The following is a 16184-nucleotide window of genomic DNA, read 5'->3' as shown; positions in this document are numbered from 1 at the left end:
CGAGCTGCATCACCTGATCAGGCACGAGGTCAGACAGCTCCCAGACCCAGCGACGCGGGTTGAGACCTATCTACAGCTGTTCGAGAAGACTGCCGCTGATGACTCGCCGCAAGAACCACCACAGCCTGGCGAGGGAGCTGGAAACTCGCCCTAGGAGGACCTCCTCGAATGCTGGGGGAACCGATCAACGTTTCGCGGCCTTGCCGGGCCGTCCCTGGGCCGTCCGAGGTCAGTCAACAGCCACCAATGCCGACCAACGACGACCACCAGGCGCACGAGCCCACCGCCCTTGACCTGCAAGAACCCAGGTCACCAAGATCCCCGGTAACACCCCAGGGCAAGAAGAAGTAGGGCCACAGCTGTAAGCCCCCGAGTCGCCGGTTCTTCACGGAGCGGGGGCTTACCGGTGGGCTGGGGCCGTGCACGCCCCGTCTTCCAGATCCACTGCGCTACGCTCCGCGCCATGAAGCTGAAGGCAGCGGCCACAATGATTCTCATCGGCGCGGGCGGCATAGCCACCATCGCGGCAACGGGAGTGTGGGCGCTGTCGAGTGGACTGCTCCATGGCTGTACCAAGGCTGACGAAGAGCTCGCCCCCACACTGGCGTCCTCGTCCATCTTCGACGCGCACCCGAGCCAGACGCAGCCGCAGGACGAGCGGTACTCCGGATGCGACGAGGATGACGGATTCGCCTACGCCGGGCAGTCCTACCGATTCACGACGTCGCGAGCCGACGTGCTGACCTTCTATCGCCAGGCCGCCACAGAGGACGGCTGGCGACTCAAGAGCACCAATCCTTCGCCGTCCCCGGCACCTGACAGCCTCGCGGTCGACATCTCGGCGCTCTGCTTTGAGAAGCCCGTCGCGGGCACTACCGCCCATCTCGCTGTGTGGTTCCCCGGCGATCTCGGGGACAGCCCTGACAACTACGGCTTGGAAGTCACAGCCAGCCATGACGGCACCGCCTGGTGCTGACCCGGCATCGCCGCGTTCGAGAGAACCGAGGCGATGCCTCGCCCTCGACTCCAGGGCTGGCATGTGAAGGTCCGACCTCTGCCCAGTCCGCTCGACGAGGGGGCCTTGCCATTCGCGTGCCAGATCGTCCGGGGAACCACGGGGAACAACGGAGCCTGGCTGCCGGGGCGACCAGGGCGCCAGCACCGCTCCAGCACAGGTCAGTACGGCAACTGCCGCCAGAAGACCCAAGCTTCCCAAGCTGAGGGCACGTGGCCTGCCTGCAGTCAGCATCCATCGTCCCGGGTTGAGGGCTCCCGATTGGTCGGCATTGGAACCGATCGAGGTGTCTTGGGTTTTTGGGCTGTGTGAGTGGGGGCTGTGTTCCTACGCTGGGTCATCTGTCGCCGTGAAATCAGGGGTTCATGTGAGTGGTGAGATTGTGCAGTTGGTGGAGCAGGCGGGGCCGTATCTGACGACCGCGGTTGGTGCGTACGGGGTGGCGGTGTTCACCCGGGCAGAAAGTGCGGCAGTGGATGCCACGGCGAATCTTGGACGGCGGATCCTGCAGGCGGTGTGGCGCCGTCGGGACGAGCAGGGGCGGGCGGAGCTGGAGGCCTCGGTCCAGGACGCGGCCGAGGTGCCAGAGGACGAAGACGCTGCAGCCGCTGTGCGTCACCAGATCAAGCGTGCTCTGCGCGAGGACGCCGAGCTGCTGGCGGAGTTGACCCGGTTGATGCCCGTGGCCGGGGAGACGGTGAACGTCACAGCATCCGGTGAGCGGTCGATTGCCGCTAAAACCATCGGCACGGCCGTCACTGGGGACAACACGAAGATCCAGCCATGACGGACAGTGCGGCAGCCGGGAGCAACCCGCAAGCGACGGGTACTCGGTCCATGGCTGTAGGCGGCGATGTCGGTGTGGCGATCACCGGGGATGGCGCCCGGGTGGTGATGCTGCCGGTCGAGGCGGTGCGCTGGGCCAAAGAGGTGGACGCCCCGCCGGGGGCCGGGAGCCTACCCGGGTCCGCGTCCGGGGTGTTCGTCGGGCGTCAGGGCGAACTCGCCGAAATTCGTAGACTGCTGGCTGCCGAGGGGGAGGCTGCGGTCACCCAGAGTTCGGGGGCGCGGGCGGTCCACGGCTTGGGCGGGATCGGCAAGAGCACGCTCGCCCTGCACTACGCCCATACCTACCGGCGCAGCTACACGCTGGTGTGGTGGATCAACGCCGCGAGCACCGAGCAGATCGTCACCAGTTTGGCCGCTCTCGCCACGCGGCTGTGCCCGCAGTGGGCGGCATCTGCGGGTGTGCAGGAGAGGGCGGCCTGGGCGATGCTGTGGCTGCAGTGGCATCCCGGCTGGCTACTCGTCTTCGACAACGTTGAAGACCCCGCCGACCTGCGCCACTACCTCGGCACACTCCCCAACGGGCATCATCTGGCCACCAGCCGCACCGCCACCGGCTGGCACACCATCGCCCCCACCATGCCTCTAGGCCTGCTCGACTCCGATGCAGCCGTGGACCTGCTGTGCACCCTCGTCTTCGGGCCGGAGCATGTCCCCACGCCGAAGCAGCGACAGGACGCCGCGGCCCTGGCCGCCGACCTCGGCTATCTGCCCCTGGCACTGGAACAGGCCGGCGCCTATCTCTTCGAGACTGGCACCTCACTGGCCGACTACCGCGTCATGCTGGGACAGGTCATGGACGCGGCCGTGGGCGGCATCGATCCCGAACGGACCGTGGCCCGCATCTGGCACCACACCCTGACCGCCATAGAACGCCGCAATCCACGGGCCGTTACCCTGCTGAACGCGATGGCCTGGCTGGCCCCCGAGGACATCCCCCGTACCCTGCTCGCCCCGCTCTGCCCGGACTTGATCACCCTCGGCGAGGCCCTGGGCGCGCTGTACGCCTACAACATGATCGCCTACAGCGCCGACCGCCAGAGCATCAGCGTCCACCGCCTCGTACAGATTGTGCTGCGCCACCAGCCCACCGATTCCGACAACTACCGGCCCGGCCGACGGGACGCCGAACGCCTCATCCAACACGCCACACCCGACGAGGACACGGGCACCCCTCAGTGGGAACGGCTCCTGCCCCATGTCGTCGCCGTCGCCGACTCCACACCACCCCATAGCCCGGCATCGACCGACACCGCCGATGCCTACTACGCCGCCGCCCAGTACCTGCACCGCCAAGGGCGCGACGCCCACACCATCCCCCTGCGCACAGCCGCCCTCGCCCAGTATGAGCAGGTCCTGGGCGACAGCCACCCCCACGCCCTGTCCAGCCGCAACAACCTCGCTGGCGCCTATGAGGCGGCGGGGGACGTGGCGCGGGCCATCTCCCTGTACGAGACCACCCTCGCCCAGTGCGAGCAGGTGCTGGGCGACACCCACCCCCACGCCCTGTCCATCCGCAACAACCTCGCCGCCGCCTACCATGCGGCGGGGAACCTGGCGCGCGCCATCCCCCTGCACGAGAGCACCCTTGCCCAGTGCGAGCAGACTCTCGGCGACACCCACCCCGACACCCTGTCCAGCCGCAACAACCTTGCTGGCGCCTACCATGCGGCGGGGAACCTGGCGCAGGCCATCTTCCTGTACATGACCGTTCTCGCCCAGTGCGAGCAGGTCCTGGGCGACACCCACCCCGACACCCTGTCCAGCCGCAACAACCTTGCCGGTGCCTACGAGGCGGCGGGGGAGCTGGCGCGGGCCATCCCCCTGTACGAGAGCACCCTCGCCCAGCGCGAGCAGGTTCTGGGCGACACCCACCCCGACACCCTGTCCAGCCGCAACAACCTTGCCGGTGCCTACGAGGCGGCGGGGGACGTGGCGCGGGCCATCCCCCTGTACGAGACCACCCTCGCCCAGCGCGAGCAGGTCCTGGGCGACACCCACCCCCAGACCCTGACCAGCCGCAACAACCTCGCCTACGCCTACCGGGCGGCCGGGGACCTGGAGCGCGCCAGGTCCCTGTACGAGACCACCCTCGCCCAGTGCGAGCAGGTCCTGGGCGACACCCACCCCGACACCCTGACCAGCCGCAACAACCTTGCCGGTGCCTACGAGGCGGCGGGGGACGTGGCGCGGGCCATCCCCCTGTACGAGACCACCCTCGCCCAGTGCGAGCAGGTCCTGGGCGACACCCACCCCTACACCCTGACCAGCCGCAACAACCTCGCTCACGCCCGCCGAGCGGCGCAAGCTGTACAGCAGAGAAGTACAGCAACCTCAACCATCGACCATTGCCAATGACGACTCCGAAGGGACGAACAGCAGCTTGCGTAACCTCCGTTGTCCGATCCGCATGGGGCTACAGATCTGGAACTTTTGACATCAACGGCGCCGAACGGGGGCGCACATCAGCGCCCTGTCCTGCTCTCACATCAATCACAGGCAGCAGCCGAAGCAGGCTCGGATCGAACTCCTAAACGGTGGTCGGCGACAGCCCGTATCCTTCGCGTGCTTAGTCCGCTGGGGAGGTCATGGCGGCCGAGCCGCTCACACCCGGTCAGTCGCCGTTGCATCAAATCTCCCGCAAGTACCCGGTTGGTGAGGATCACTCACCGGTCCACCGAGGAGGATGAAGTGACGTATCTCGTCCGCCAGATCGTCATGGGCGTAGTAATAGGTGTCGTTGTTCTGGTCGTCGCCTTGATCGTGGTCCGTCACTCGGGTAGTTCTGATGTGGACGAGTACAGCTACACCAAGGGCTACAACACTTTCGGTGGAGCGATCGTGCCTACAGACGATCGGAGTCGCGAGCTAGTGGAGATGGACTGTGATTCCTTCTTGCGACGGCTTCAGCTCGCGTCCCCGGACTACAAGTTGGTGAAGGAGGACTGGATCCAGGGATGTGCCGATGCGGCACAAAACAAGGACGCCCGTTTCGAGTAGGCCAGGGACAGGCTGCCGCTTGGAAAGGTACCGCCGGTACGGCCGAGAAAAGGGAGGCGCTGCCAATGCAGTACGGGAACACTGTCGCTGACTACACGCCTCAGCGGGAACCAAACTTCACCGGGCACCGCAACAACATCACTGATTGACCCCCAACGCTGCCCAAGCTTGCGAATTGCGGATCGAAGTTTGCCAGGTGGCCTACAAGAAGGGGCACACCTGCAGGTCCATTCGCCGGCTCAGGCAGATCCTGTGGACTACCTGTGGACGGGGCCCAACCAACCGAACGTCTGCCGGTCCTGGGTCAGCGGCTTTGTCCGGGAGTCAAGCGGCCTCCGGAGCCGTGTGCGCAGGTTCGAATCCTGCCGGGGGCACCTTGCATGAGGTGCCCAAAGACCCCGCCATCAGCGCTTTCGCTGAGACGGGGTCTTCGCGTATGTGCAGGCGTATGCCGCTCGGAGCGGGCGTATGCCGGGGCCTGCGGACGAGGCGTGGACGGGATCTTGGGACGTAAGCGCAGGTCATGCCCGGTACCCCCCTTGAGCGTGTCACTCGTACCAACAGAAACCTCGACGGAGAAGTCCCTCAGCCGGTGGCTTTGGCGACGATGCGGTCCATCTCCTCCCGGCCGAAGGCTCGCAGGGTCGTGCTACGGACGTTGCCCAACGCGCCGACCTGTAGGAGCACTGCGGTGGCAGTCTCGTCGTCGGGCGCCTCCACGACAGCCACGATGTCGTACGGGCCGACGGTCCAGAAGAGGTTCAGGACCTTCACCCCGAGCTTCTGAGCCGCTGCCGTGAAGGCCTCGGCGCGTTGCGGGGTGTCCTTGTAGCCGCGGACTCCCTGGTCGGTCCAGTTCAGCAGCGCAACAAACGTCGGCATGATCCTTTCCCCCTGCAAGTAGACGCAACTGGTCGTGCTCAACTCTGGGCATCATGCGCGTAATGCGCATGAGAGGCGCCTCTGAACGAGTGATGGAAGCCGGCCTTACTTCATGGCCCGGCCCGACATACACCCCGGAGCCACCGGCGCGGAATTCCTGAGGACAGGAACGCCCCTCTCGGCCAAGGCATGCCGATGCCCCCCCCGGAACAAGTCCGGGGGCAGGCATCGGGGCTACCGTCGTCTGCGATCACTCGTACTCGCGCAACAGAATCCTCGATACGCCGGTTGGCGACGTCTTGCCGTCCGTCGAGGCACTTGGCGTAGCGGGTCAGCAAAACCTCCACACTGTTGCCGGCGCGCTCGGCCACCTCGGTGGGGTCGACACCGGCGTTGAGCCACGTCGACAGCGCCGAGTGCCGGAGGTCGTACGGCCGACTCGCGAGCGGCGAGGGCCGCGACGGCCGGCGGAAGCGCGAGGAGCCGAGCTTCCTGCCACACGCGGTAGTAGGTCGAGGACGGGACGACCGAGCCCTTCTCACTGAAGAAGAGCCGTCCGTCGTCCGCCGTGCCGAAGGTGGCCAGGTGCTCGCGGAGCACGGCGACGAGGTGGGGCGGGATGGGCACCCGCCTGAGGTCCTCGGTCGGCCGGTTCTTCAGCCCACGGTCGTCATGGGTTTCCCCCGAGTCGGTCCACTTCCACTGCTTGTACATGCGGCGAACAGGCGCACGAGGCGACGACCCAGCAAACCGTCAACCGAGCGCTGTCCACAGCACGGGCACCGGTCGAGCGGGGCGTCGCACAACTGAAGTCGTGGCGGATCTTCCGCAGATCCCCGTGCAGTCCGAATCGAATGTCGTCACTCTCCGCGGCCGTCCTCACCCTGGAGCGGCAGCGCTGAAAGAGCTCAGTGGGACCCGTTGGAGCAGGTCGTCGTTGGGCGTCAATGGTGGATCCGACCGTGCCAGTCGCGTGCGCCGGCACGGCCCGTGTCAGCCGCCCCACCGTGTGAAAACTGGGTCACCCTTGGTCACCTTCATGCGTCCGGTCTCAATGGACAGGCGGCGGAGAGCCCGCCCGTGCCTCGGCCACGGGCGCGGAACCCTGCAGGTGCCAAACCGGGGCAGGTCTCCGCAACTGACCGCTACGGCGGTCCTCACATATCTCCTACCGCCGAACGACGGCAACGCGATCTGGGCCCGCCCGTCACCCGAACGCACCACCCGCCCCGCTGCCCCGCGCGGGCCGACGTTGTCGCCGAGGCGCCCTGCTCGCTCTTTCTCATCGAGCCCGGGGCGGCGGGTAGCCGGGGTACATGTAACCGGGTCCCCAGAACGGCGGGTAGCGATAGTGGTTGTACACGAGGCTGTAGTAGTCGGGCTCCTCAACGAGGGCGGGATCGTACTCGGGAGCGCCCTCTACCTGCTCTCGCGAGGGGTCAACGTATACACAGTCATCGGTGATCTCCGTGACGGCGTCGACCGGAATGAACGTCTTCTTCTCCCCTATGCCGAGGAAGCCCCCGTGTTCCACGAGCAGGAAGCGGACCTTGCTCTCTTCCTCGTCGATGAGCAGATCACCTACCTTGCCCAGCTCGTCGCCGGCCCTGTGGGCCACCTTCCGGCCTCGGACGTCCTGGTCAAGGGACGCCACCGCCTGATCGGACTCGCTGATCTTCCTGAGAGTTGGAATCTTGTCTGCGGCCATTCCGAGCGCTCCCCTGTTCGATTTCGGGTGCTGCACTGTTCTCCGCCTCAAGTGCCCCTCTGTGCCGCATCCATCCAGCGCCACGTGATCCGCTCAACGGGGGGCGTCCAATACCGAGCCGCTTGGGCGCAAGGCCCGGCGTATACGCAACTGCCCGTCCCACGTTTTGTGCCCCGTCGTCCCATTGCTGTTGAGGACAGGCTCGGCCGGAGACTCGGCTCAGAAGGAGGCATGGATCTGTCCAACCGGGAGGGGCCATGATCACCGTCCGCAAACTGATCACGGCACGTCTCGGCCGGTATCCGCTCACTGAGCCGGAACCGCGGTTGTGAGCGACAGAACCGACGAACGAACGAGGAGAAAGGCGGGACAACCCATGCGGGCATTGACCGTACAGCCTGGCCAGAGGCACTCCCTCCAAGTACGGCAGCTACCCACCCCGTCCCCGGTGGGCGGCGAGATGCTGGTGCGCGGCTTGGCGATGGGGGTCTGCGGGACGGACCGGGAGATCGCGAACGGCCAGTACGGATGGGCGCCACCCGGCCGCGACTGGCACATCCTCGGGCACGAGTCACTGGGCCGTGTGGAGCAAGCGCCGCCGGACAGCGGGTTCTCGGCCGGCGACCTGGTGGCCGGGGTAGTCCGCCGGCCGGACCCCGTGCCCTGCGGTGCCTGCCGTCACGGAGAGTTCGACATGTGCCGCAACGGCCGCTACACCGAGCGCGGCATCAAGGAACTCGACGGCTACGGCGCCCAAGCCTGGTGCGTAGAGCCTGGCTATGCGGTGAGGCTGCAACCGCACCTTGAGCGTGTCGGCGTACTCATGGAACCCACCTCTGTGGTCGCCAAAGCGTGGGAGCAGGTCGAGCGTGTCGGTGCGCGCTCTTGGTTCGCACCGCGGCGCGTCCTGGTCACCGGTGCGGGCCCGATCGGCCTGCTGGCCGCCCTGCTCGCGACCCAGCGCGGGCTGCAGGTGCATGTACTGGACCGCGTCAGCGGTGGCCCCAAGCCCCAGCTGGTCCAGGATCTCGATGCCACGTACCACGTCGAAGACGCCGAGCAAGTGATCGAAAAGGTGTGCCCGGACGTCATCATCGAAGCCACCGGAGCGAGCGGCCTGGTCTTCGCTTCGATCACTGGCACCGCCGCGTACGGGGTGGTGTGCCTGACGGGCGTCTCGCCCGCCGGTCGCCGCGTCACCGTGGACGCCGGCACCTTCAACAGGGACATCGTGCTGCAGAACGACGCCGTGGTGGGATCCGTCAACGCGAACCTGCGTCACTACCGGCAAGCCGCCGACGCGCTGGCGAAGGCCGACATGACCTGGCTGGAACGTCTGATCACCAGGCGGGTACCGCTCGAACGCGCCAAGGAGGCATTCCAACAGCAGCCAGACGACATCAAGGTAGTCATCGACCTGCAGACATAGCCAGTCGACTGCAAACTGCCGTGCCGACAGGGTTCCGGCTGCTCATTCGTGATCCGCCCTGAGGCGCTGCGTGGGCATGCGCAGGGTCCTTCTCGGGTCCGAGCGCAGAAGTCCTGCACATGACCGAATGCACCCCTTCTATAGCTTCACCCGCGAACCGCGACTGAATCGACACCCGGCGCCCATCGCCGGGAAGATGCGCGATCGTGGCCAGGGCGGCCCCGCACATGCCGCCTCATCGCCGGCGGCAAGGCGGCGCGACACCATCGGTGGCGTTTGTCGTCTGTGACTATGGCAACCCGTCACCGCACGGAGACCGTGTTCGGCGGCGTGCACCACCCCTGTCCGCCGAGCACGTACACCGAGGAGACGATCATGCCCGTTCGTCGTTCTGCTGCACCGTCACTCGGCCCGCAGCCACGGCGGCTCCCCCACGGACGGCTGGCTGGTACTCCGAACGGAACTTCGATCCTGCCCGCCTCGCCGACCCTCAGGGTCAGCAGTGGAGGAGCAAGGACGACGCAACGACGTAAATATGGCTGCACAACAGGGCCCCGGACGCTGATCGGCTGATCCGGCACGCGAGTCCGGCTACCCGCTCCCTGCCCCGTCGTCTTCGCCGGCTTGTACGGACGGTGACTTCCTCGAATTTGACCATGCGTGTGGAAGAAGCAGGCTCCATGACGTGCAACGTGCCCCCGTAGATCCCACGTGCGACCAGGGCCCGTCCCCGCCCATAGCCCGTCGTGCACATCGGCACCGCTCGCCGTCGCCCACGGCCAGACCCAGCCAGGAGGCACCCATGACGCGCAGTCGTTCCACTGCTCAGCGCGCGGCCCCGCCGCCGCGCAGGCGTGAACTGACCCGGGAGGTGAGGAACTCGCTCATCAGCGCGATGATGCTGGCGGCGGGCATCTGGCTTTTCATCGGGGCTTGGATCATTGGGTACCCATTCAATGAGCCTGCGGTGGACGCGCACCTGAACGAGATGATCGTCGGTGTGGTGGTGTTCCTCGTCGCTGTCGCTCGCATGGTGCGCCAGCGCGGGCCCGTTTCCGAAATTGTCGTCGCGGCAGCAGGTGCGTGGCTTGTCGCCGCACCGTTCGTGGTGAGCTACGGCGACACGTCGAAAGCAGATGCGGCGCGGATCAACGACATAGCCACCGGCAGCGTGCTGATCTTGCTGGCCACCGTCTCGCTGTTGCTGGCGCGAGTGCGGCGGGCCTGAGTCAGGACTCCTTTTCGATGACGGACCGGAAGTGCACCGTCACGGCTGTACTAGGCTGAGCCGATGTCGCGCAACGTCGCTCCATTGATCGTCGTCATGGGTGTCTCGGGGTCGGGAAAGACAACCGTCGGTCACAAGGTCGCCCAGCGTCTCGGGCTGCCCTACGCCGAGGCCGACGACTTTCACCCGCCTCAGAACGTGGCCAAGATGCGGGCTGGTATTCCGTTGGACGACGAGGACCGCCGCCCGTGGCTCGAGATGATCGCCACATGGCTCGCCGAGCACGCCGGACGGGGTGGCGTGGTCACCTGTTCGGCTCTGAAGCGCCGCTACCGTGATCGGCTGACCGCTGTGGCACCCGACGTCTTCTTCCTCCACCTCGACGGCTCTGCGGAGCTGATTGCCAGCCGGCTAGCGGCGCGGCAAGGTCACTTCATGCCGCTGCATCTCCTGCAGTCCCAGATCGACGCTCTGGAGCCGTTGGCCGCCGACGAGTCCGGCGCGGTTGTGCCCATCGAGGGCACCCCTGAGCAGACGACCGCTCTGGCGCTCAACGCGGTCAAGGACCGATGACCAAGCAGCGGGACGGAGAACCTGTCAGCGCTCCCTGCTCCCTGCCGGTCGTTCATGCTTGCCGGCGGCCGGGCGGCGGTGGGCCGGGCCGCGCCGGCTCGCGAGACTGAACGCCGTGCTGACCAGCGGAATGTGGGACAGAGCCTGCGGGAAGTTGCCCATGAGACGCTTCGACTGGGGCTCGTACTCTTCGGAAAGCATGCCGAACCAGCGGCCGCCAGCTACGAACCAGCGGCCGCCAGCCACGAGGCACGGCCGCTGCGAGCGGGCCGACTGCGGCGACGCGTGCCGCGATCCCCGGGGTTCCCCCGAGAATCCGCAAACCCTCGGCGATGTCATTCATCCAGGGGGTGCGTATGTTCGCCAGACCCTGCGCAACCGCTCGGTCCCAGCCAGGCGGGTGTGCGCCCGCTCCGGCCTGGGCCCTCTGACGATGATTCCCAGGCCGTACAGGGCGTCGGCGATCAGAGTCCAGGCGACCAGGAGTGGCGTTTCAACGTTCGTCCGACTTGTCATGGTATGTAACGTGGGCTTGTGCCGATGCCCACGCACTTGCCCACTCCTCCTGCCTCGGCGGCTCCCTCGGTCCCGGCCGGGCTGCCGACTCACCTCCCCTGTGCTCATGCGTGACACGCTCCGGGCGCAGCTGTGGCCCCTGCCGACGCTGGGAGTCACGCTCGCCGTCGTCGCAGGCGTGGGAATGCCGCGGGTGGACAGACGGATCCAGCCCGACCTGCCCTCCTGGCTGAAGGACTATCTGTTCAGTGGCAACTCGGACGCCGCGCGCTCGGTGCTGGGAGCGATCGCCGGCTCCATGGTCACGGTCACGGCACTGACCTTCTCGCTCACGGTGCTGACGCTGCAACTGGCCAGCAGCCAGTTCTCGCCGCGCCTGCTGCGGACCTTCACCGCCGACCGGTACGTCCAGACGACTCTGGCCCTCTTCCTCACCACGTTCACCTACGCCCTGACCGTGCTGCGCACCGTACGCACCGACGAGGACGAGCAGACCGGCTTCGTCCCGCAACTGTCGGTCACGGTGGCCTTCCTGCTCACGCTGGCCAGCATGCTCGCCCTCGTGCTCTTCCTGTCGCACCTGGCGCGCGAGATCCGCGTCGAGACGATGATGAGCAGGGTCCACTCCGCCGCCGACCGCACCATCCAACGGCTCCTCCCGGACATGAAGGACACGCCACGCGGGGACCCGACTGCCAGAAACCACCGTGGCGCACCACCGGAACCACCCGCGAACGCGCTGCCCCTGACCGTCGGCGCTTCCGGCTTCTTGACCTCCGTGGACGAGGAAGGCCTTCTGAAGGCAGCCATGGAAGCCGACGCCGTCCTGCTCATCGACCGCAGCCCCGGAAGCTCTCTCATCACCGGCACGCCCATGGGAGCCGCCTGGCCGCGCGCCGGCGAGCCGTTCGCCCCCGAGACACGGGCACGTCTGATCGAAGCAGCCGCCGAAGCAGTGAGCACCGGTGCCGAACGCACCGACCTGCAAGACATCGCCTTCGGACTGAGGCAGCTCACCGACATCGCCGCTAAAGCACTCTCCCCAGGGATCAACGACCCGACGACCGCTGTCCACACCCTGTCCCACTCCTCCGCGCTGCTGTGCGAGCTGGCGCAGCGCGACCTCGGCCCACACCTGCTGTTCGACGACGACCAGCAGGTCAGAGTGGTGCTGCGACGCCCCAACCTGGAGGAGCTGCTGGATCTGGCGGTGGCCCAGCCGCTGCGCTACGGTGCCGCCGAGCCCGCCGTCCTCGCCCGCATCGCGATGCTGCTGAGCGAACTCGCCTGGAGCAGCGCACCCGACCGGCATCCGCCCGTGGTCGCCGCACTCACCCGGCTGCGCTCCACCATCGAGGCCCAGAATCTCCACCCAGCCGAGCGCGTCGGGCTGACCGAGCTGACCCAGCGCGTCGAACAGGCGCTGGCCGGGCGCTGGGCGCACAACCCGGCCCCCTGACCGCACGGCCGGGCGCCGCCGTTCGCTTACCGACGGGTGACACACCCGGCGTCGCGGAGGTCTGTTCCTGGTGCACGCCGACTGTTGCCGGCCTCCGATCGCCGTGCACCCTGCCTGCCGCGCTTCTGCACTCGCCGATGCCGGAGCGCCAGGCCGTCGGCTCGCGGTCCCCTTACCGTGCCCGCCTCCCTCACATCGGCGCATCCTCTCGGCATCCATACCCAACCGGCTCCCCGAGGAGAAACGCCCGGTGCGCATCCGATGCCCCTTCTGCTGCGGTGCCGACCACCGCGGCACCAGGCCGGGTTCCGCGCCTGGCCGGTACCTGCACCTCCGCAACCGCGACCGCACCCTTCCCTACGGCGCACCCCGTCGGGTGGCGGGCTCTGCGGAACACGGGCGTGCGTCGCACGACTACTCGGCACCGAGAGGGGCAGTCGGCGCTGTATGCCCCAAGTTCGGGCTCGTGCCGCGCGGTTCACCGCCGACGCCGTCCGTGCCACGGCGCTGGTCAGCGCCATCACTGTCGCCGCCCCCGTTTTCGACAGGCCGGCAGGTCCGGAAGGCAGGCCCGCAGAATGCCGATGCTCGGCGCCCCGCATTCCCGCGCATCGTCTTTGTGTCCCGGGCAGGACTGTGGGGTACGCGGTCAGCCTCCAGCGAGTACCAGTGGAACAACTCCTTCGAGGAGATGACCCAGATGATCGTCCTCGGATTGCTCCTCCTGGCGGCCACAGGGGCTTTCACCGGTCTGGTGATCGCCGACAACCTTTCTGGCGGGCCCGAGTACACCGTGTCCGTACTCGGTCAGGACATCGCCACCATGAACGCGCTGGCCATCTTCTGCTCCGGCCTGGCCCTCGCGCTGATCTTCTGCCTGGGCCTCAGCGCGGCAAGCACAGCCATCCATCGCCACCGCGCGCACCCTCGCGCGTACACGCCTCACCCTGGCAGCCCCGACCACTGAGGGACAGGCACTCCACACCTGCATGTCCTCAATCAATGTGACGGAAAGCACGTCTTCTCCGCAGCCAGCGCTGTGCTTCGGCCATCACACGATGCGGCCTTCTGTGGCGAACAGCCGCCTTGCGGAGGGCCTGTGCGTAGTCGCCCCCTATGAGGTGTAGCTTCACGCCCGCCGGGGCCGGCCTGGCCGCTGTCCAGACCGGCGGACGGGGCGACGTCACGCAGGGACGGCGAGCGGCGGGTGCTCCAGCACGCGGGGCTTGTACTCGACCAGTTGGATGCGGCCGTCGAAGGTGCGGTGTTCGGTCATCTCGAGGGCGACGTCCGGATAGCCGTCGTAGATGCGTTCTTCGCCCGTGGCCCCGGTGATCACCGGGAACATCACGACCCGGAAGCGGTCGACGAGTCCGGCTCGTAGCAGGGACCGGCACAGGCTGAGGCTGCCGATCGTGCTCAGGAGCCCCGAGCCACTCGACTTCATGGCGCGGACCGCCTCGACGGCGTCGTCGCGGACGAGCGTGGAGTTGGCCCACGTCAGCGGCTCCTCGAGTGAGGAGGAGAACACCACCTTGGACGCTTGTGTGAGTTCGTCGACGGACGCCTCTTCTTCGGGCCTGAACTCGTCTTGGCCACTCGGGACCTCGCCTGCGGCGAAGCCCGACATCAGGCGGTAGGTGTTCGCTCCCATCAGGTAGGTGGCCTCGGGCTGTTCGCCGAGCCATGCGAGGTACTCCGGGCCCTCGAGGCCCCAGAACCCGGGCCATCCCTCTCCCGATGCGTAGCCGTCGAGGGAGGTGATGAAGTCGACGAGAAGCTCCGACATGGCGGTGTCCTTTCCCAGGGTGTCACGAGCTTGGACCGGCCGGGAGCCACAAACTCATCGCGATGGGGAACGGCGGTTCGAGTTCTGTCAAAGCCCCGTGCCGCCCCTGCGCCAACGTCGTGCCGCTTTCAGCGTGCACGGGTGGGACGCGGGTGGCCTCACCCGGGAAGGGTGAAGCACACGGGGGAGCAGAACACCACTTTCGCCTCATACGCACCGTTGTTCTACCGTAGAGAGGAACGACGCTGCTCATTCCCCTCACCGATCATCGAGGTGACGGTCATGACGGAGACCACTCAGCGCAGTAACACAGCGGGCAGGCAGGACGGGGCGACATCGCAGGGCGGGAAGGGCGCTCCCGGCACTCGCGGGAACACCACCATCGCGGACACGGTCGTCGCGAAGATCGCGGGCATGGCGGCCCGGGAGATTCCCGAGGTGCACAACCTCGGCGGAGGAATGACCAGGGCCTTCGGGGCTGTGCGTCAGCGGGTGCCGGGCGGCGGCAGTGGGGTCACCCAAGGGGTGAAGGTCGAGGTCGGCGAGCGCCAGGCCGCCGTGGATCTCGATGTGGTCGTCGAGTACGGCGCGGCCATCGCCGACACCGCCGCGGACATCCGGACCAACGTCATCAACGCGGTGGAGCGGATGACGGGTCTGGAGGTCGTGGAGGTCAACATCGCCGTCGACGACGTCCATCTGCCCGACGAGGAGGACGACGAGTCCGAGCAGCAGGAGGGCAGCAGGCGGGTGGCCTGAGGGCCGAGGGCCCGGCTCAGTAGACCTCCGGGACCGCCCCGGGGCCGCACGGCACACGCACGTGCTCACCGTGGCCGCAGCGGACGATCCGGTCGCCGAGGCCGACGGCGTCGGCCTCGGCCAGGAACGCGGACAGCGGCGAGCGCATCACCGTGTAGTCCCCGTAGTGGACGGGCAGCACGAGCCGGGGGTCGAGGCGACGGGCGAGTTCGGCCCCCTGGGTGCCGTCCATCGTGACGACGACGCCCCCGGGGAGGCGCGTGCCGCCCAGGTGGAGGACGGCGAGATCGGCGGCCGGGAAGTGTTCGGTGATCTCGTCGAGGCCGTCGTAGACGAGTGTGTCGCCCGAGATGTAGAGCCGCATACAGGGCGGTCCACCGGCGGGGCCGAACTCCAGCATGCTTCCCATCACCGGCGGCAGCAGCCTGCGCAGCACGGCATGGCCGGCGTGTCGGCCCGGCAGGGCGGTGACCGTGACCTCGACGCCGCCGCGCTGGAGGGTGAGTGCCTTCCAGGTGCGCAGCCCCGCCGTGCGGTGGAACCCGTGCACGGTTCTGAGACGGCGGGCCGCGTGCGGTGTGGTCAGGATCGGCACCGTGTGGTCCAGGTGCCGGCGGGCGCGGCGGTCCCAGTGGTCGCCGTGCAGGTGGGACAGCACGACCGCATCGAGGCGGGGCAAGTCGTGCACGTCGAGGGCGGGTTCGGTCAGGCGGCGGGTCAGCAGGCCGTGGCCGAGGTAGGCGTACTGCCCTCGGTGCAGGAAGTTCGGGTCGGTGAGGAGGGTGAGCGGGCCGTACGACAGCAGCACCGTCGCGTTGCCGATGAAGTGGATGTCGATCGCGTCGCCGGTGAGGTGAGGGTGGTGGTTGTGGTGCTTGTCGTGGTCGTCGGGGTCCTCGGGGTCGTGGTGGTTCTTGGGCTGCGGCATGGCGCTCTCCGGTCTCCCTGAAGGGGCACCCGCTGGTTTCCCCCGATGGGGG

14 protein-coding genes and 2 pseudogenes are annotated in these 16184 nt (G+C 67.5%); 11 read left to right on the top strand and 5 right to left on the bottom strand.

What is annotated here, in order from left to right; genetic code table 11:
* Positions 1 to 463: 463 nt before the first annotated feature.
* The 4 genes from A4E84_RS27270 to A4E84_RS27255 all read left to right on the top strand — a co-directional run bounded on the left by A4E84_RS27270 (position 464) and on the right by A4E84_RS27255 (position 4861).
* A complete protein-coding gene (locus A4E84_RS27270; protein WP_159029623.1) occupies positions 464 to 976 on the top strand; it encodes a hypothetical protein in 513 nt (170 codons plus the stop codon).
* A gap of 406 nt (positions 977 to 1382) precedes the next feature.
* Positions 1383 to 1802: a hypothetical protein gene (locus A4E84_RS27265; RefSeq protein WP_062929066.1), complete on the top strand. Its 420-nt coding sequence runs from the start codon at positions 1383 to 1385 to the stop codon at positions 1800 to 1802.
* 50 nt (positions 1803 to 1852) lie between these two features.
* Positions 1853 to 4219, top strand: a complete 2367-nt coding sequence (locus tag A4E84_RS27260) for an ATP-binding protein (RefSeq protein ID WP_062929065.1) — start codon at positions 1853 to 1855, stop codon at positions 4217 to 4219.
* A gap of 333 nt (positions 4220 to 4552) precedes the next feature.
* Positions 4553 to 4861 (top strand): hypothetical protein, encoded by a 309-nt coding sequence (locus tag A4E84_RS27255; RefSeq protein WP_062929064.1) that lies wholly within the window; start codon positions 4553 to 4555, stop codon positions 4859 to 4861.
* Between the two features lie 585 nt (positions 4862 to 5446).
* On the opposite strand, the gene A4E84_RS27245 is transcribed toward A4E84_RS27255, so the two are convergent.
* Both A4E84_RS27245 and A4E84_RS44765 read right to left on the bottom strand, forming a co-directional pair.
* Positions 5447 to 5743, bottom strand: a complete 297-nt coding sequence (locus A4E84_RS27245; protein WP_062931637.1) for a GYD domain-containing protein — start codon at positions 5741 to 5743, stop codon at positions 5447 to 5449.
* A gap of 250 nt (positions 5744 to 5993) precedes the next feature.
* A pseudogene (locus tag A4E84_RS44765) lies at positions 5994 to 6442 on the bottom strand (tyrosine-type recombinase/integrase); the annotation flags it as partial.
* 32 nt (positions 6443 to 6474) lie between these two features.
* Here A4E84_RS44765 and A4E84_RS41260 point away from each other — a divergent pair.
* Positions 6475 to 6645 (top strand): annotated as a pseudogene (locus A4E84_RS41260) (IS5/IS1182 family transposase); the annotation flags it as partial.
* A gap of 380 nt (positions 6646 to 7025) precedes the next feature.
* Here A4E84_RS41260 and A4E84_RS27240 read toward each other — a convergent pair.
* On the bottom strand, positions 7026 to 7451 hold the full coding sequence (locus A4E84_RS27240) for a PRC-barrel domain-containing protein (RefSeq protein ID WP_062929063.1): 426 nt from the start codon (positions 7449 to 7451) through the stop codon (positions 7026 to 7028).
* A gap of 376 nt (positions 7452 to 7827) precedes the next feature.
* Between A4E84_RS27240 and A4E84_RS27235 the strand changes: the two genes are divergently transcribed.
* The 5 genes from A4E84_RS27235 (at position 7828) to A4E84_RS27215 (ending at position 13623) form a co-directional block, all read left to right on the top strand.
* Positions 7828 to 8880, top strand: coding sequence for a glucose 1-dehydrogenase (locus A4E84_RS27235; RefSeq protein ID WP_062929062.1), 1053 nt, complete (start codon positions 7828 to 7830; stop codon positions 8878 to 8880).
* 802 nt (positions 8881 to 9682) lie between these two features.
* A complete protein-coding gene (locus A4E84_RS27230; RefSeq protein WP_107308383.1) occupies positions 9683 to 10108 on the top strand; it encodes an SPW repeat domain-containing protein in 426 nt (141 codons plus the stop codon).
* Positions 10109 to 10171: 63 nt separating this feature from the next.
* On the top strand, positions 10172 to 10681 hold the full coding sequence (locus A4E84_RS27225; protein WP_062929060.1) for a gluconokinase: 510 nt from the start codon (positions 10172 to 10174) through the stop codon (positions 10679 to 10681).
* Between the two features lie 622 nt (positions 10682 to 11303).
* Positions 11304 to 12656: a DUF2254 domain-containing protein gene (locus A4E84_RS27220; protein WP_062929059.1), complete on the top strand. Its 1353-nt coding sequence runs from the start codon at positions 11304 to 11306 to the stop codon at positions 12654 to 12656.
* Positions 12657 to 13347: 691 nt separating this feature from the next.
* Positions 13348 to 13623 (top strand): hypothetical protein, encoded by a 276-nt coding sequence (locus A4E84_RS27215; RefSeq protein ID WP_237305010.1) that lies wholly within the window; start codon positions 13348 to 13350, stop codon positions 13621 to 13623.
* A 216-nt stretch (positions 13624 to 13839) separates the two neighbouring features.
* Here the strand turns inward: A4E84_RS27215 and A4E84_RS27210 are convergent, their stop codons facing one another.
* Positions 13840 to 14445: a dihydrofolate reductase family protein gene (locus A4E84_RS27210; RefSeq protein ID WP_062929058.1), complete on the bottom strand. Its 606-nt coding sequence runs from the start codon at positions 14443 to 14445 to the stop codon at positions 13840 to 13842.
* A 282-nt stretch (positions 14446 to 14727) separates the two neighbouring features.
* Between A4E84_RS27210 and A4E84_RS27205 the strand changes: the two genes are divergently transcribed.
* Positions 14728 to 15204: an Asp23/Gls24 family envelope stress response protein gene (locus A4E84_RS27205; protein WP_062931635.1), complete on the top strand. Its 477-nt coding sequence runs from the start codon at positions 14728 to 14730 to the stop codon at positions 15202 to 15204.
* Between the two features lie 16 nt (positions 15205 to 15220).
* Here A4E84_RS27205 and A4E84_RS27200 read toward each other — a convergent pair whose 3' ends face one another.
* A complete protein-coding gene (locus tag A4E84_RS27200) occupies positions 15221 to 16132 on the bottom strand; it encodes an MBL fold metallo-hydrolase (RefSeq protein WP_079129135.1) in 912 nt (303 codons plus the stop codon).
* Between the last annotated feature and the right edge of the window lie 52 nt (positions 16133 to 16184).

The organism is Streptomyces qaidamensis, assembly GCF_001611795.1.
In the GTDB taxonomy this organism is placed as follows: domain Bacteria; phylum Actinomycetota; class Actinomycetes; order Streptomycetales; family Streptomycetaceae; genus Streptomyces; species Streptomyces qaidamensis.
This window is presented reverse-complemented; position numbering and strand designations above follow the sequence as displayed.

Bases quoted from the DNA above. Each gene is read 5' to 3' on its own strand.
- A4E84_RS27220 (WP_062929059.1), top strand. From the start codon at position 11,304: ATGCGTGACACGCTCCGGGCGCAGCTGTGGCCCCTGCCGACGCTGGGA.
- A4E84_RS27240 (WP_062929063.1), bottom strand. From the start codon at position 7,451: ATGGCCGCAGACAAGATTCCAACTCTCAGGAAGATCAGCGAGTCCGAT.
- A4E84_RS27245 (WP_062931637.1), bottom strand. From the start codon at position 5,743: ATGCCGACGTTTGTTGCGCTGCTGAACTGGACCGACCAGGGAGTCCGC.
- A4E84_RS27215 (WP_237305010.1), top strand. From the start codon at position 13,348: ATGACCCAGATGATCGTCCTCGGATTGCTCCTCCTGGCGGCCACAGGG.
- A4E84_RS27205 (WP_062931635.1), top strand. From the start codon at position 14,728: ATGACGGAGACCACTCAGCGCAGTAACACAGCGGGCAGGCAGGACGGG.
- A4E84_RS27210 (WP_062929058.1), bottom strand. From the start codon at position 14,445: ATGTCGGAGCTTCTCGTCGACTTCATCACCTCCCTCGACGGCTACGCA.
- A4E84_RS27230 (WP_107308383.1), top strand. From the start codon at position 9,683: ATGACGCGCAGTCGTTCCACTGCTCAGCGCGCGGCCCCGCCGCCGCGC.
- A4E84_RS27225 (WP_062929060.1), top strand. From the start codon at position 10,172: ATGTCGCGCAACGTCGCTCCATTGATCGTCGTCATGGGTGTCTCGGGG.
- A4E84_RS27260 (WP_062929065.1), top strand. From the start codon at position 1,853: ATGGCTGTAGGCGGCGATGTCGGTGTGGCGATCACCGGGGATGGCGCC.
- A4E84_RS27200 (WP_079129135.1), bottom strand. From the start codon at position 16,132: ATGCCGCAGCCCAAGAACCACCACGACCCCGAGGACCCCGACGACCAC.
- A4E84_RS27235 (WP_062929062.1), top strand. From the start codon at position 7,828: ATGCGGGCATTGACCGTACAGCCTGGCCAGAGGCACTCCCTCCAAGTA.
- A4E84_RS27270 (WP_159029623.1), top strand. From the start codon at position 464: ATGAAGCTGAAGGCAGCGGCCACAATGATTCTCATCGGCGCGGGCGGC.